Source organism: Candidatus Woesearchaeota archaeon (assembly GCA_016180285.1).
Classification (GTDB): domain Archaea; phylum Nanobdellota; class Nanobdellia; order Woesearchaeales; family JACPBO01; genus JACPBO01.
Genome location: JACPBO010000022.1, coordinates 1 through 12,626, shown reverse-complemented (window position 1 = coordinate 12,626; position 12,626 = coordinate 1). Strand labels below are relative to the sequence as shown.

Below are 12,626 nucleotides of genomic sequence, written 5' to 3'. Positions count from 1 at the left end.
TAAAAAATGTTAATCATAAATTTAGTATTGTTTTTGGCTGCCTGCATTGTTCTAGTTTTAAGCGGGACATTTCTTGTGAAAAGCCTCGCAAAGATCGCTTCTTTTTTAAAGCTTGGCGAATTTGTTGTTGCATTCATCATAATGGCTTTTGCAACATCCATTCCTGAACTGCTTGTCGGAATAACATCTGCTTTTGCAAAGAATTCTGCATTGTCCCTTGGAAATGTCATAGGCGCTAATATTATTGACCTGACATTTGTTGCCGGCGTCATCACTTTATTGAAAAGAGAGATAAAAATAACAAACAAAGCGATAAAGATCGATGCGCTGTATATGTTCTTTATTGCTTCGCTGCCTGTTGTTCTGATGATTATCGGAAATGGCTTGTCAAGAATTGATGGTGTTATTTTGCTGGTGGCTTTTGCGATCTATATGAGAAAATTAATGAAGCAAAGAATCGGGCTCAGAAAGGAGCTGAAGAACCATATAAAAAGATGGGATGTTGTATTCTCTGTTTTTATTTTCATCGTAAGCCTTGCAGTGCTGTTCCTTAGTGCACAATTTGTTGTGCAATATGCTACAGCAATATCAGCGGATTTTATGCTGCCGCCCATTCTTATTGGCTTGTTCCTGGTTTCAATTGGCACGACATTGCCCGAGCTTACTTTTGAGAGCAGGGCTGTGCTAAGCGGGCATTCTGAAATGGCGCTTGGCGACTTGATCGGCTCTGTTGTTGTAAATTCAACATTAGTTTTAGGAGTAACTTCTTTGATTTACCCGATAAGCGCAAACTTTTTGCTGTTTTTGACAAGCTCTGTTTTCATGCTTATTGTAGCGTTCTTATTTTCAACTTTTGTTGAGAGCGGCAACAAGCTTTACTGGAAAGAAGGAATTGCACTGATACTGCTTTATATGTTCTTCATCATCATAGAATTTTATATAAAGATGGTTGCAGGGGCATAGCCATAAATAAATTAAACGTAAACTTTATATATGCTCTAAAACCTTAAGTTTATAGGTGAACAATATGTATGAAATATTTTATTCAATTATACTGATCGTATTAGGAACAGCCTTAGCCTATCTGATAAAGATGTTCATGGAGAAATATGTGAAAAGAAAGGTTGGCAAATGGTCAAAAAACCGCATTTCTTTTGCAGCAAAACATCTTGGTGATTTCTTAAATCTGCTCAAGATAGTGCTCATGGTTTTTGTATTTTTGGTTTTTTTATCTTACGGATTAGGTCAGATTAAAGAAAATTCTTTCATACTCTTGTTATCTGAGTATATGATCTACCTTTTACCAAAACTGTTTACAATAACCATTATATTCTTGATAGGAATTATTTTAGCCAGGATGATTGGAAAGGCAATAGAAAAATTCAATCACAATTATTCATACCTTGCTTCGTTCTTTATGCAGGCGATAATAATAATAGCAACAATACTTACAGTCTTAGAGTATGTAGAAATAAAAGCAACTGCCTTTTTTGAGATATTCAGGGTTCTGCTTTATACAATTGGCCTTACAGCAGCAATATCATTCGGCATAGCAATAGGATTTTCCATGAAAGATGAGATAAACAAGGTTTTTAGGAAAAACAATAAAAAGAAGAACAAATAAGCATCATATCTTTTCCTTCAGCTCTGTTAGATTCTTTATCTTATTCTCATATTCCCTCATGCCCCTTCTGTCAACAAGGATGCCCTTTATGCCTGCTTTCTGGGCAGCCATAATGTCTGATTCCATGCTGTCACCCACCATAATAACTTCTTCTTTTTTCAGCTTTAATTTTTCAAGTATTAACTCAAAGGACTGGGCATCTGTCTTCAATAACCCTGTTTCATAAGACAGGGAGATTTCATCAAAGTATTTTTTCATGCCGAACTTTTCCAATATCGGCTCAACTGAAAAGCCGTCTGTATTGCTTAATAAAACTAATTTATGTTTTTTCTTTAATTCCTCAAGAACCGGAATTGCTTCCTCAAACGGCTTTGCCAATAGCCTGTTCTTGTTCCACATTCCGACGCATTTTTCGATCTGGTAATCCTTTGCTGGAATCTGGAATTCATTGCACACTGCCTCAAATGCCTGCATCAAAGACTCATATTTCTTAGTCATGAAAACCCTTTCAAAAGAATGAACTTTGCCTGCCTTATCGGGCTTGGCTCTACTCCGTTCTCAACCAAAGTTCCCCAAAAGTCGAATATTACTGCCTTGATCCCCATGAAAAGAGGTAAAATGCAGGTTATTATAAAGCTTTTGGTTTATCAAAAGCTAGGAACGCAAGCCAAAGGCGTTGACTCTGCTTTCGGATTATTTGCATACAGATAAATATATAAGCTGTTTTAAAAAAATAGATCATATGCAATGGAATGAAATCTTTAAAAAAGAAGGAAAAGTATTTACAAAAATCCAAGAAGATATCCCTGAAGTTTTAAAGTTATTCAAAAGGCATAATGTGAGGAGAATCCTGGATTTAGGCTGCGGCTCCGGGAGGCATACAGTATATTTTGCTAAACAAGGATTTGATGTTTATGGGATTGATATTGCTAAAGAAGGATTAAATATTACAAAATCATGGCTGAAAAAAGAAGGCCTTAAAGCAAATTTGAAGATGGGTTCTGTTTACAATAAACTTTCCTACCCAAACGATTTTTTTGATGCGATAATAAGCATTCAAGTACTACATCATGCACTAATTGAACGAATTCGAAAAGTGATTAGTGAGTTGGAAAGAATTCTTAAGCCAAAGGGCATTGTTTTCATTACAGTTACAAAAAGAAAAATCATTCCGAAAATAAGGGAAAGACCAAAAGTAATAGCACCAAGAACTTATATGCCTGCTAAAGGAGAGGAAAAGGGACTATTGCATTATATTTTTACCAAGGATCTGCTCAAAAAAGAATTTAGAAATTTTAAGATTTACAATATTTGGGTTGATTCTGATAAATTCCGTTACTGCCTTTTGGGTGAATTAAAGAAATAACTCACGTATTCTTTTTATAAAATTCAATTGCTAACTTTGAAGGAAGAAAATGATTTTCAGGAAGATCGTCCAATGAAAACCACTTGACATCAGCATGCTCTTCAGGCTCCATTATTCTTGGATCGCCTTTTAAAATGTCTGCAATGTAAACTATTGAAACCCAGTGCATTTTGTTGCTGAAAGTTTCAGTTAAGGTAAGGAATTTTTTGATTTTTATATCAATGCCTAGCTCCTCTTTTATTTCCCTGACTGCTGTATCTCCTGATTTTTCGTTCAATTCCACTTTTCCGCCGGGGATGCTCCACTCACTTTGATTTTTTCTGAGCATAAGAAGAATCTTGTTATTTCTGACAATAATCACACCTACGCCAACGCCGATGAAATCAACGCCGTGCTTCATAAGCTAAAAAAGAAAGAACAGCTATATAAACTTATATCTTCCTCTGCGCCCTTTCCATCTCAAAGAATTCTCCCTCATCTACTGCCTCATTAAGAAGATCCTGCGCAGACCTGACCCTCGCCATAGTGCCTATCTTGCCGCAATAAGGGCATCTCTCCGGCATCTTTTCCTTGTCCATTCTGTATCCGCACTTTTTGCAATATAGGCTTACCATATCTTTCCCCATATTATTCAGATATTTAAATTTTTCTAATGTGCCCTTCTGTCATGCGCTCTCAGGCTTGGCCTTAGCTTTTCAGCTCCCTTGCCTTTATTGGTTAATAAGCCCCTGCTTCTCTTGCCTGCTGCTGTAAGGCCTCTGAAAACCCTGCCTCTCTGGCTGATGATCCACTTAATTCTGTCATCAGCAGCTATCTGAGGATGAGCCCTGTCAACCAGTATGACTTCATACCAGTAATGCAGGCCGTCTTTCGCTACAAAGTATGAATTAAGAACCTCGCAATTAGGATAATTTTTGACTGCCCTCTGCTCTGCAATCCACTGATAGGACATTGCCAGATCTTTCCTTACTGAAGAATGCTTTGGCCTTCTTGGATGCCTTGTCTTGGGCCTTTGCCTTCCATGGCGCATAACACTTTGCCTTACAAGTATAAACCCAGGCTTTGCCTTATAGCCCAGAGATCTTGCCCTGTCAAGCCTTGTAGGATGCTCGATCCTGACTGTAACCGGCTCATCCCTGAACTGATTAAGCCTCTGCCTTAGAATTATTTTTAATTCATCAGTTGGTTTCTTCCACAACTGCCTCAGATATTTGTAAGTTCCCATTTAAGCCTCCATTATTATGATAATTATTTGAGATTCAAGGAAGCAATTCCTCACATTTCTCATAACACGGAAATGGCAATTTATTTATAAAACTATCTGAAATCCCAAATCATAGCCTGCATTAATCACAGAATTATTCCCTCGATTCTTCATCGCATTTGGGGTAGACGCCAAAATAAGACAATAAGCCTTCCCCGATTGCCGTGATAATGGCTAATGATATAACAAATAAAACAACGAAAAGGAAGTAATTCACAAGATTTTGAAATGTCAGCTGCACAGAGGGCAATTGTATTAAGGACTGAGGCTCAAAAATCAGCCTATAGAAAAAGTAAACCATTATGCTGAGCAAGGAAGCAAGAAAAAGGGAAAATAAAAAGGATTCTATTTCTCTCTTTAACCCGCTGTAATCGCCCTTATTTGACCTTGCCAACAGTTCTTTCTTTGCTTTTTTAGAAAGAATTTTTGCCAATATTTTTGACTTGTTTAACAGGCTGGATATTCTCAATATTATCACTAAAGAAAAAGAAACCAAAAAAGACAGGCTGAATAGTTCAGTGTAATTTTTTGGGATAAAGTTATTACCGGGCGTATCTTCTATTTTTGGATTTAAAGCCGGGGACATTAGGAATGCAAAAACTATTCCCAAGGTCAAGCCCGCAGTAAGGTAAACTTTCATAACTTTGGGGAATCTTCTTTTAAAGGCTTCATCTTTATATTTATGGTAGACCAGCAGCTTCTTAACCTGAACATATGTGAAGTTGGGAATGAATGCAAAAGTTATACCGAAAAGAATAAGCAGGAAAATGATTTTAAACACAAGGATCATTTTAAGACAATGCTGTTTCTTTGGCTGACTGATAGACCTCAAAAAGAATCAGGAACATGAAGAATGTCAGGCCCAGCATTATTAATCCTGCAAAAAATAAATACATTGCAGTCCCGCCGGTACCCAAATACAGCAACAAACTCATTAAAGATGATTCCGGCATATTTCTATAATGCCGATACGCATATATAAATCTTTCGCTTCATTTTTAGCTTTTGTTAAACCAAAACATTTAAAAACAACTCCCAAATCTCTTTTATTATGGCAAAGCTAAGAAAAGGCGTATCATACAGGTTTTTGGAAAGGCCTTACACAAGAAAGAGCAAATACAGGAAGCTGTCTTATGTCAGAGCCTCACCCACAAGCCATGTTGTAAGGTATAATATGGGCGATGTTAGCAAGAAATTCCAGCTTACAATGAACCTTATTTCGCAGGATTCCCTGCAGATAAGGCACAATGCAATTGAAAGCGCAAGGGCATCCTCAAACAAGATACTTGAAGAAGCTCTGGGAAAAAGCGGCTATTTCTACCAGATAAGAATGTATCCCCACCATATTTTGAGGGAGAATCCTCTTGCATCAGGAGCAGGAGCAGACAGGATGAGCCAGGGAATGGCAAAGCCTTTTGGAAAGCCCGTTGGCATAGCTGCTCAGGTTAAGAAAGGCAAGATCATATTCACTTTAAAAACAGACAAGCAGAATCTTAAATTAGGGAAAGAGGCGCTGTCAAGGGCGAAGAGAAAGCTGCCATGCAGATGCCTTATTGAAGTTGTTGAGAATAAAAATTAATTCTGATGCGCGTCATATATCTTGTTGATTAAAGCCAAAGTTTCTTCCAATAATTTCTTACGATCTTCTTCTGAGACTATCTTTATTAGCTCTGAATAATTTGTATCATTCAGGCCTCTGCCCGTATACAACCCATTTTTAAAGAAAAAAGCATCGATCAAAGCATTTGGAATGCCGGCATATATGAACTCGTTCAGTTCAGCATCGAACACAGGTTCACTCTTGTATGTTTTAATGCTGTCCAAGCACCTTACTCTTTCAATGACATTGCAGTCTATGCCATAATATTTTTTATCCAAGTAGCTTGATCCTGTGTCAAAACCGCAATGAATGTCCAGCAAAAGATCAAAGCACTCTTCCTTGATTTTTCTTGTAGTTTCCCGTTCGGAGCTCTTGCAGTGGTCTCCTGTTTTGACATTGCTACCCTTAATTTCGTGGAAAGCTATATTTCTGTCTCCCTTAAGATTCCTTATTAAATACTCTTCCCTGACAGCCCTGCCCCAGTCTATTTCTCCATAATGATATCCGAGTGTTATTAATGCTTTAGTCATATATTAGTAAAAAAGCGGCTCTTATTTAAATTTTTCTAATCTGTAACTTTTATAAAGTAATTAAAATATAAATCAAAAACTTTATAAATAAGGCGCTTTTTCTCAGTTTATGGCATTGACGCAATTCAGATCCAATACAAAAGCGAGCGGCGGAAGAATCAAGGATTACAGGAAGAAAAAGCTGCATGAGCTAGCTAGAGAGCCTTCTTTGACAAAATTAGGCGAGTTGAGAAAAAGAATAGTCAGGGCTATGGGCGGAATGATAAAGCAGAGGCTTCTTTCAACTGACATTGCAAATGTTTATGACCCGAAAACAAAAAAATATGTCAAAGCTAAGATAAAGACAATAACAGAGAATCCTGCAAATAGGCACTATGTAAGAAGGAATATAATGACAAAAGGAACGATCATAGACACAGAGGCAGGCAAGGCAAGGATCATGTCAAGGCCTGGGCAGAATGGATCAGTTGATGCTGTGCTGATTTCTTAAGTGTTACTTTTAAGTGGTTAAGAAATAGAAAGATTTAAATAGCGGTGAATAAACCTTTTTAAAATGAAACTTTAGTTTTGAACAACTAACTTAAGGTTTGACAAAATGACAAAAACTAAAAAGAATTTAAAAGAAGACCTCTTTAATGTTAAAGAAGCTAACTTTGTTGGTCCTGAATATTCTAATGAGAAAAGTCTATTTTTTGTTGACGATCCTCACAAGATGATAACATCCTTAAAAAATAGAATAAAAGAATGCGGACTAATTGAAAAGCTAGAAAAAGAAACAAAAGAAAAAACTGGAGAATATATAGGTGATATTGAAGAACTAATGGAGGAAGGCAACGGTAAAATCTTTCTTGCATATAAAGGAATATTTGTATTGAAAAAACCCAAATATGACGGAGATATTCCCGTAGCATATCCTTATAATCTTGATAAAAAAAGAGCATTATGTTTTTTACTGGCCTCTCATGACAAATCTTGTTATTTAATTAAAAATGACAAGCCCTTAGTTGAAGAATTAATGCAGAACATGATGGCGTATTTAGACTTAAAAAGGAAAAAAGAGAAAGTTCCTTTTGCAGACCATAGGTCATGCGGCACTGATTTAAATCGCGAAAACCATAGGGCAGCAAAGAAATTTTTAGGATCTTATCGGATTTTAAAAAGGCACACTATGGAAAAAGGGGACGATTTTGAAAAATTTATTTTGATGGCCTCTTTATCAGCAGTCTATCCTGATATTATGTCTGTTTTTTCGGGGAATAAAGAAGAACTCGACAAATATAGAATGATCGAGAATATCAGAAACATAAACCCTGAAGAGAAAATAAATGGCGAATTAAAATATTGGAGTGAATCTTATTTTCACAGCAGATTCAGTCAACCAGGAAGATTTTGGCAGATGATCAAGCAAAAATAATAAATACTAATCCTTATTTTTTTATTTTATGAGCCAAATACAACTAATTTACAACAAACTTCACTCATCTTTCGGCCCGCAGGGCTGGTGGCCTTTGACCATTTCTGGCCATAAAACAATGCATCATTCAGGAGATCCCAGAAATGACAAGCACAGGCTTGAGATCGTAATCGGAGCAATACTTACCCAAAATACAAGCTGGAAGAATGTTGAGAAAGCGCTTTATAATCTGAGTAAAAATAAGTTAATTGACCTTGAAAAACTGAAAAAAATAAAAAAAGGCAGATTAGCGGAGCTGATCAGGCCTTCAGGCTATTACAACCAGAAAGCAGAAAGACTGAAGATAATGGCTGATTTTTTATCAATGAATTCTATGGAAAAATTAAAAAAATTACCGCCAGAAGAGTTAAGAAAAAAACTATTGCCAGTAAATGGCATCGGGCCAGAAACAGCTGATTCCATCATTCTGTACGCTTTCCAGAAGCCAATCTTTGTAATTGATGCCTACACAAAAAGGATTTATTCAAGGATTTTTAATGCTAAAGAACAAATAAAGTATGACGAACTGCAGGATGTTTTTTTAAAAAATTTAAACATAAAAAATAACAATGAAAAAATAAAAGTTTTCAATGAATACCATGCATTACTGGTTGAATTGGGGAAGAATTACTGCAAAAAGATTCCGATATGCACAGAATGCCCCATAAATAAGCTTTGCAGAAGTTGTCAAATTCGATAAGTTTTTAAATTAGAATATATTTTCATAAATAAAGAGGTGGTCGTGACCTCAGCATGGGTTCTGAGAGGGGCAAAATGGCTAAAACTTTATGGGAACGGTTCAATCTCGCAGAAAAAAATCCTGATAGGGGCGGAGGCATTTTATATTGCTTAAGATATGATTATGACAGAATCAACGCTCATCGTGAGTGCATAGTTGCGGCATTAAAGTCGATGAAGTTTCAGTTAGAAGAAGTTGATGGCGGAATTGCTGCTGTTCCTGAAAAGCCATTAACTGATCATGAGGGCAACAAAGCATATATTCTGTTGGAAGAATTATCGGTATTAAATGAAGCTCAGGAATATATCGAGGCGGGATATGGCTATATTAAAAATATTGAGGCGCTGAAAGATAGGCTTGTCTCGCATTACCTTTCTGTTTTTTCTAAATCTAAAAATTTAATAGATGCGTATAATTTTGTTGACATGGTTATTCCTGAAATTGTGCATGATATTAGGGTTGCTGATGCACAAAATGGCATTTTATCCAATAAAGAGAAAAAAACACTGGATGATCTGCTCGAATTCTCAAAAAGGCAGACAAATTTATTGAATGCACGGGGCGGATTAGCGGTAATTGGCTAATTTTAATATGCATAAAAACCAACAAATTTAAATAATAAAAACAAATTAAACCACTAAAAGAGGTGTTTATGGCTTTTCTGTGGTTCGGAAGGAAGAAAGAGGAGGCAGCAGATTTCAGCAAGGATCTTGCAGCTGATTTAGGCCAGGACTTTGGACAGGGTTTTGACCAGGGATATCCGCCTCAGCAGAGGGATGATCTTGGCTTGCCGTCTTATGGCCAGAATGCCTCAGCTCCTGAAGCATTTTCACCTTATCCGCAGCAATCTATGGGGCAGTCTTTTGCTTCTGTTCCTTCATCAGCAACACAGAGGCAGTTTGGATCTTCACAGCCATATCAGCAGCCGACAGGCACAAACCGGGACATAGACTTATTAGCAAGCAAGCTTGATGCGATTAAAGCAACGCTTGATGCAATTGACCAAAGGCTCAAGACAGTTGAAAGGCTGATACAGGGCGATGAAGGGTATAAGTTCAAGAAAGGATGGTAAATTTTTCTTAAAATCCGTAAGGTTTATATATTATAGCCAGTTATAGCACTCTACAGGAGGCTATATAAAATGACCACAACAATACAAATATCAAATAATGTAAAAACAATATTGGAAAGCATGAAGCTCTTCAAAAGGGATACGTACAATGAAATAATAGAAAGGATGCTTGAAGATGATCTTGAATTAAATGAAAAAACTAAGAAAGAAATAGAAGAGGCAAGAAAAAGAATAAAAGCCGGGAAATTTATAACTCATGAGGAAGTTAAAACGAGGCTTGGTTTGTAATGCATTTCAGCATAATATGGGATGAAAAAGCCTATGATGAGTTAAAAAAACTTGAGGCATCCATCCATAGAAGAATCGAAAAAAAAGTTTCAGAGCTGTCTGAGGATCCTTATTTAAAAGATATTAAGAAGCTGAAGGGAACTGAAGGATATAGGTTAAGGGTGGGCGATTACAGGGTTATTTTTGAAATTGAAGGCAATAAAATTCAAATTTTGAAAGTGGGCCATAGAAGAAATATTTATGATTGAATTTAAAGGCATGCCACTAGTTTAAACTGATTAAACATTTCTGACATTTTTCTCAGGCGGGCTTGCATCTGCGCTTTTTACATTTCCATTAAACTGCTCCTTCGGAGCTTTAATGTTTTTATTTGACAGCATTTCCACCTGCATTCTTTGTATCTCCATCAATCTGCCCCATTGGTGCTTTAACAGCAAGTCAAGCTTTTCATGCAAATGCTGGATCTCTAATTCTGCTTTGAGATTGACTTTATAATCCATCTGCGCCCTTAACCTGTCTCTTTCTTCCTGCCTTTTCTGGCTCATCATAATAACAGGAGCTTGGAGGGCAGCAATGCAGGATAACGCCAGGTTTAAAAGAATGAATGGAAAAGGGTCAAATGCCCCGGCAGCTAAAAAGATCAGATTAACGATAATCCATAAAGCTATAAATGCCAAAAAACCGAATATAAATCTCCAGCTTCCGCCAACTTCTGCAACCTTATCAGCAATTTTTTCGCCAAACGTAAGCTCTTTTTGAAATTCTTTTTCAATGTCCTGCGAGAGCGCATTATGCCGCCTGATGCTTCTTGCTACTTCTTTTTCGAGCTTTGTAATTCCATTTTTGCCTTCTTCAAGAATATGGCTCACATATTTATATCTTGAATTTTCAAGGCATTCGTCGCATATAGCGCTTTTTGTGGTTATGTAAGGCAGGGAATTCCTGATATGATCCAGCAACTCAGGCGCTATAATTTCAGCCTCAAATAACCTGTTAAGAGAAACATCTTTTGCGCAGATATCGCATTTCTTTTTTATCGGCATAGCAGGCATAAATGGCTTGGATTTATAAATGTTGAGATTTCGTCTTTCAATCCTTAATTTAGAGAAAGTTTTTTATAGTATATTGAAAATAAAACAAATAATGAAAAAAATTCAGAAAGAAGACAAAAAAGACGCAAACAGTTCTCTAATGTTTTTTTTAATGCCCATCTTGGTTGTTCTTTTTGACCAAATCACAAAATTCTTAATTAAAAATTATCTGGCATTAAGCCAATCCCTGCCTATAATAAAGAACATCGCCTATTTCACCCATATTCAGAACACGGGCGCGGGGTTTGGATTGTTCAGGAATTTTAATTCTGTTTTGATTTGGACCTCTGTAATCGTAATTGGAGTTATTCTGTATAATTATGACAAAATAATAAAAAATAAAACAACAGCCATTGCCTTATCTCTGATCCTCGGCGGCGCAGTTGGCAACCTAATTGACAGGATATTTTTGGGCTATGTTGTTGATTTCATTGACTTCAGAGTATGGCCTGCGTTCAATGTTGCGGATTCTGCTGTTACAATAGGAGTTTTGATTTTAATAGTTCACTTTTTAAAGAAAAAAGATTGAAATCCTATGATGATTTAGTTTTTCTTTATAATATTGTGATGACGTAGCGCGCAATTCTAATGCCTTAATTTGCATTTATCAAATTTAACAGCCGTTGAAAATCAAGGCTAGAAGATCGATCCCACAACATAACATCTTTATAAACATTGATTTCAGCATATGATAGCGGGCTGGTGGACATTATATTGTACATAATCCTTTTTCCATTAGGTGGATCAAAATATAACTTGTCTTGGCTGTCTATGCATGTTTCATCGGACATGTAAACTTCATAGCCTCTGTCAATTGCGCATTTGGCTGCCTCTGTGACGCAATGCTCGCCAATTTCACCCACAAGTACCAGGTTTTTGTGCCCGAATCCCTGAAGAAGAGCGTCTAAGCTGCCGCTGCTGAAAGCGCAATGATTCAGCCCTTCTTTTTTCATGAATGTGTTATTAAAATATTTTTCCAGCTTGCTCCTATAAGATTCATTGGTTGTCCACCCGTCAAGGGTTATCCGGCCAGGAGGTGTTTCTACAGTAACCACTGGCATGCCTTTTTCCATTGTTTTATTGATAATATAGCCGATATTGGCTACATCTCCTCCGAATTTCGGATGCGCCTTAAGATCAATAACAATAAGAGAATACCCCTTGGTATTTTCAGGCGCCTTTACTGGCGTGCTTTCCTCTCCGCTGCAAACAGCCGCAGCTAAAACTAAAAGTGTTGGCGCCATTATATAGCTGATTGCTCTTCTAGCCCATTTTAATTTCGTTGAAATAAAGTCCATGACCATACTGGCAGATATATATCTCCCATATTTAAGCTTTTCTATATTTAACTATTAAGTAGTGATAAATTATATTTATGAAGACAGAGTCCCGGGTTTGATATTGTTTATGGCATCGTAGAGCGCCCAGCAAAAAGAACAGCATACTGCCACTCACGACTGGAGAATGTTAAGATGAACAACGCTAAACTGACTTAGTTCATAGGGTTAAGTCAACTCTTGTGAGTTGACTCCATTTCTATTGAAATGGTAAAAAAATAAATTAAAGAAACAATTAGCTCCCTCTAGTGCTTGGAAACTG

21 protein-coding genes are annotated in these 12,626 nt (G+C 36.8%); 12 read left to right on the top strand and 9 right to left on the bottom strand.

Going from position 1 to position 12,626, the window contains the following annotated elements; translation table 11 throughout:
• Positions 1 to 6: 6 nt before the first annotated feature.
• Together HYU07_04980 and HYU07_04975 are read left to right on the top strand one after the other, a co-directional pair.
• On the top strand, positions 7 to 963 hold the full coding sequence (locus HYU07_04980) for a sodium:calcium antiporter (protein MBI2129568.1): 957 nt from the start codon (positions 7 to 9) through the stop codon (positions 961 to 963).
• 64 nt (positions 964 to 1,027) lie between these two features.
• A complete protein-coding gene (locus HYU07_04975) occupies positions 1,028 to 1,624 on the top strand; it encodes a hypothetical protein (protein ID MBI2129567.1) in 597 nt (198 codons plus the stop codon).
• Positions 1,625 to 1,627: 3 nt separating this feature from the next.
• Here the strand turns inward: HYU07_04975 and HYU07_04970 are convergent, their stop codons facing one another.
• Complete coding sequence (locus HYU07_04970; GenBank protein ID MBI2129566.1) at positions 1,628 to 2,122, bottom strand: HAD family hydrolase; 495 nt, start codon at positions 2,120 to 2,122, stop codon at positions 1,628 to 1,630.
• Between the two features lie 244 nt (positions 2,123 to 2,366).
• Between HYU07_04970 and HYU07_04965 the strand changes: the two genes are divergently transcribed.
• A complete protein-coding gene (locus HYU07_04965) occupies positions 2,367 to 2,990 on the top strand; it encodes a class I SAM-dependent methyltransferase (GenBank protein MBI2129565.1) in 624 nt (207 codons plus the stop codon).
• Position 2,991: 1 nt separating this feature from the next.
• On the opposite strand, the gene HYU07_04960 is transcribed toward HYU07_04965, so the two are convergent.
• The 5 genes from HYU07_04960 to HYU07_04940 all read right to left on the bottom strand — a co-directional run bounded on the left by HYU07_04960 (position 2,992) and on the right by HYU07_04940 (position 5,207).
• The gene (locus HYU07_04960) at positions 2,992 to 3,390 is read right to left on the bottom strand and encodes an NUDIX domain-containing protein (GenBank protein ID MBI2129564.1); all 399 of its coding nucleotides are present in this window, start codon (positions 3,388 to 3,390) and stop codon (positions 2,992 to 2,994) included.
• Between the two features lie 31 nt (positions 3,391 to 3,421).
• Positions 3,422 to 3,604, bottom strand: coding sequence for a hypothetical protein (locus HYU07_04955; protein ID MBI2129563.1), 183 nt, complete (start codon positions 3,602 to 3,604; stop codon positions 3,422 to 3,424).
• A gap of 35 nt (positions 3,605 to 3,639) precedes the next feature.
• Entirely contained in the window at positions 3,640 to 4,215 is a 576-nt protein-coding gene (locus tag HYU07_04950; protein MBI2129562.1) for a 50S ribosomal protein L15e, read from the bottom strand.
• A gap of 133 nt (positions 4,216 to 4,348) precedes the next feature.
• Positions 4,349 to 4,894, bottom strand: a complete 546-nt coding sequence (locus tag HYU07_04945; GenBank protein MBI2129561.1) for a hypothetical protein — start codon at positions 4,892 to 4,894, stop codon at positions 4,349 to 4,351.
• A 151-nt stretch (positions 4,895 to 5,045) separates the two neighbouring features.
• The gene (locus HYU07_04940) at positions 5,046 to 5,207 is read right to left on the bottom strand and encodes a hypothetical protein (GenBank protein MBI2129560.1); all 162 of its coding nucleotides are present in this window, start codon (positions 5,205 to 5,207) and stop codon (positions 5,046 to 5,048) included.
• 98 nt (positions 5,208 to 5,305) lie between these two features.
• On the opposite strand from HYU07_04940, the gene HYU07_04935 reads away from it, so the two are divergent.
• Positions 5,306 to 5,833, top strand: coding sequence for a 50S ribosomal protein L16 (locus HYU07_04935; protein ID MBI2129559.1), 528 nt, complete (start codon positions 5,306 to 5,308; stop codon positions 5,831 to 5,833).
• Here HYU07_04935 and HYU07_04930 read toward each other — a convergent pair.
• Positions 5,830 to 6,384: a hypothetical protein gene (locus tag HYU07_04930; GenBank protein ID MBI2129558.1), complete on the bottom strand. Its 555-nt coding sequence runs from the start codon at positions 6,382 to 6,384 to the stop codon at positions 5,830 to 5,832. The two genes, HYU07_04935 and HYU07_04930, sit on opposite strands and share 4 nt — an antisense overlap.
• Before the next feature lie 109 nt (positions 6,385 to 6,493).
• Between HYU07_04930 and HYU07_04925 the strand changes: the two genes are divergently transcribed.
• From HYU07_04925 to HYU07_04895, 7 genes are all read left to right on the top strand, one after another.
• Entirely contained in the window at positions 6,494 to 6,874 is a 381-nt protein-coding gene (locus tag HYU07_04925) for a 30S ribosomal protein S8e (protein MBI2129557.1), read from the top strand.
• A gap of 105 nt (positions 6,875 to 6,979) precedes the next feature.
• Positions 6,980 to 7,798 (top strand): hypothetical protein, encoded by an 819-nt coding sequence (locus HYU07_04920; protein MBI2129556.1) that lies wholly within the window; start codon positions 6,980 to 6,982, stop codon positions 7,796 to 7,798.
• 28 nt (positions 7,799 to 7,826) lie between these two features.
• Positions 7,827 to 8,537, top strand: coding sequence for an endonuclease (locus HYU07_04915; protein MBI2129555.1), 711 nt, complete (start codon positions 7,827 to 7,829; stop codon positions 8,535 to 8,537).
• A gap of 74 nt (positions 8,538 to 8,611) precedes the next feature.
• A complete protein-coding gene (locus tag HYU07_04910; GenBank protein MBI2129554.1) occupies positions 8,612 to 9,160 on the top strand; it encodes a hypothetical protein in 549 nt (182 codons plus the stop codon).
• Between the two features lie 68 nt (positions 9,161 to 9,228).
• A complete protein-coding gene (locus HYU07_04905; GenBank protein MBI2129553.1) occupies positions 9,229 to 9,648 on the top strand; it encodes a hypothetical protein in 420 nt (139 codons plus the stop codon).
• A 69-nt stretch (positions 9,649 to 9,717) separates the two neighbouring features.
• Complete coding sequence (locus tag HYU07_04900) at positions 9,718 to 9,936, top strand: hypothetical protein (protein MBI2129552.1); 219 nt, start codon at positions 9,718 to 9,720, stop codon at positions 9,934 to 9,936.
• Positions 9,936 to 10,184, top strand: a complete 249-nt coding sequence (locus HYU07_04895; protein ID MBI2129551.1) for a type II toxin-antitoxin system RelE/ParE family toxin — start codon at positions 9,936 to 9,938, stop codon at positions 10,182 to 10,184. The genes HYU07_04900 and HYU07_04895 overlap by 1 nt, the downstream gene beginning before the upstream one ends.
• A gap of 30 nt (positions 10,185 to 10,214) precedes the next feature.
• Here HYU07_04895 and HYU07_04890 read toward each other — a convergent pair whose 3' ends face one another.
• On the bottom strand, positions 10,215 to 10,979 hold the full coding sequence (locus HYU07_04890) for a DUF1003 domain-containing protein (GenBank protein MBI2129550.1): 765 nt from the start codon (positions 10,977 to 10,979) through the stop codon (positions 10,215 to 10,217).
• Positions 10,980 to 11,079: 100 nt separating this feature from the next.
• On the opposite strand from HYU07_04890, the gene lspA reads away from it, so the two are divergent.
• Positions 11,080 to 11,556: a signal peptidase II gene (gene lspA, locus HYU07_04885; GenBank protein ID MBI2129549.1), complete on the top strand. Its 477-nt coding sequence runs from the start codon at positions 11,080 to 11,082 to the stop codon at positions 11,554 to 11,556.
• 64 nt (positions 11,557 to 11,620) lie between these two features.
• On the opposite strand, the gene HYU07_04880 is transcribed toward lspA, so the two are convergent.
• Positions 11,621 to 12,331 carry an isochorismatase family protein gene (locus HYU07_04880; protein ID MBI2129548.1) on the bottom strand — a complete coding sequence of 237 codons (711 nt, stop codon included), beginning with the start codon at positions 12,329 to 12,331 and terminating at the stop codon, positions 11,621 to 11,623.
• Between the last annotated feature and the right edge of the window lie 295 nt (positions 12,332 to 12,626).

Bases quoted from the DNA above. Each gene is read 5' to 3' on its own strand.
- HYU07_04980 (MBI2129568.1), top strand. From the start codon at position 7: ATGTTAATCATAAATTTAGTATTGTTTTTGGCTGCCTGCATTGTTCTA.
- HYU07_04975 (MBI2129567.1), top strand. From the start codon at position 1,028: ATGTATGAAATATTTTATTCAATTATACTGATCGTATTAGGAACAGCC.
- HYU07_04970 (MBI2129566.1), bottom strand. From the start codon at position 2,122: ATGACTAAGAAATATGAGTCTTTGATGCAGGCATTTGAGGCAGTGTGC.
- HYU07_04965 (MBI2129565.1), top strand. From the start codon at position 2,367: ATGCAATGGAATGAAATCTTTAAAAAAGAAGGAAAAGTATTTACAAAA.
- HYU07_04960 (MBI2129564.1), bottom strand. From the start codon at position 3,390: ATGAAGCACGGCGTTGATTTCATCGGCGTTGGCGTAGGTGTGATTATT.
- HYU07_04955 (MBI2129563.1), bottom strand. From the start codon at position 3,604: ATGGTAAGCCTATATTGCAAAAAGTGCGGATACAGAATGGACAAGGAA.
- HYU07_04950 (MBI2129562.1), bottom strand. From the start codon at position 4,215: ATGGGAACTTACAAATATCTGAGGCAGTTGTGGAAGAAACCAACTGAT.
- HYU07_04945 (MBI2129561.1), bottom strand. From the start codon at position 4,894: ATGAAAGTTTACCTTACTGCGGGCTTGACCTTGGGAATAGTTTTTGCA.
- HYU07_04940 (MBI2129560.1), bottom strand. From the start codon at position 5,207: ATGCCGGAATCATCTTTAATGAGTTTGTTGCTGTATTTGGGTACCGGC.
- HYU07_04935 (MBI2129559.1), top strand. From the start codon at position 5,306: ATGGCAAAGCTAAGAAAAGGCGTATCATACAGGTTTTTGGAAAGGCCT.
- HYU07_04930 (MBI2129558.1), bottom strand. From the start codon at position 6,384: ATGACTAAAGCATTAATAACACTCGGATATCATTATGGAGAAATAGAC.
- HYU07_04925 (MBI2129557.1), top strand. From the start codon at position 6,494: ATGGCATTGACGCAATTCAGATCCAATACAAAAGCGAGCGGCGGAAGA.
- HYU07_04920 (MBI2129556.1), top strand. From the start codon at position 6,980: ATGACAAAAACTAAAAAGAATTTAAAAGAAGACCTCTTTAATGTTAAA.
- HYU07_04915 (MBI2129555.1), top strand. From the start codon at position 7,827: ATGAGCCAAATACAACTAATTTACAACAAACTTCACTCATCTTTCGGC.
- HYU07_04910 (MBI2129554.1), top strand. From the start codon at position 8,612: ATGGCTAAAACTTTATGGGAACGGTTCAATCTCGCAGAAAAAAATCCT.
- HYU07_04905 (MBI2129553.1), top strand. From the start codon at position 9,229: ATGGCTTTTCTGTGGTTCGGAAGGAAGAAAGAGGAGGCAGCAGATTTC.
- HYU07_04900 (MBI2129552.1), top strand. From the start codon at position 9,718: ATGACCACAACAATACAAATATCAAATAATGTAAAAACAATATTGGAA.
- HYU07_04895 (MBI2129551.1), top strand. From the start codon at position 9,936: ATGCATTTCAGCATAATATGGGATGAAAAAGCCTATGATGAGTTAAAA.
- HYU07_04890 (MBI2129550.1), bottom strand. From the start codon at position 10,979: ATGCCGATAAAAAAGAAATGCGATATCTGCGCAAAAGATGTTTCTCTT.
- lspA (MBI2129549.1), top strand. From the start codon at position 11,080: ATGAAAAAAATTCAGAAAGAAGACAAAAAAGACGCAAACAGTTCTCTA.
- HYU07_04880 (MBI2129548.1), bottom strand. From the start codon at position 12,331: ATGGTCATGGACTTTATTTCAACGAAATTAAAATGGGCTAGAAGAGCA.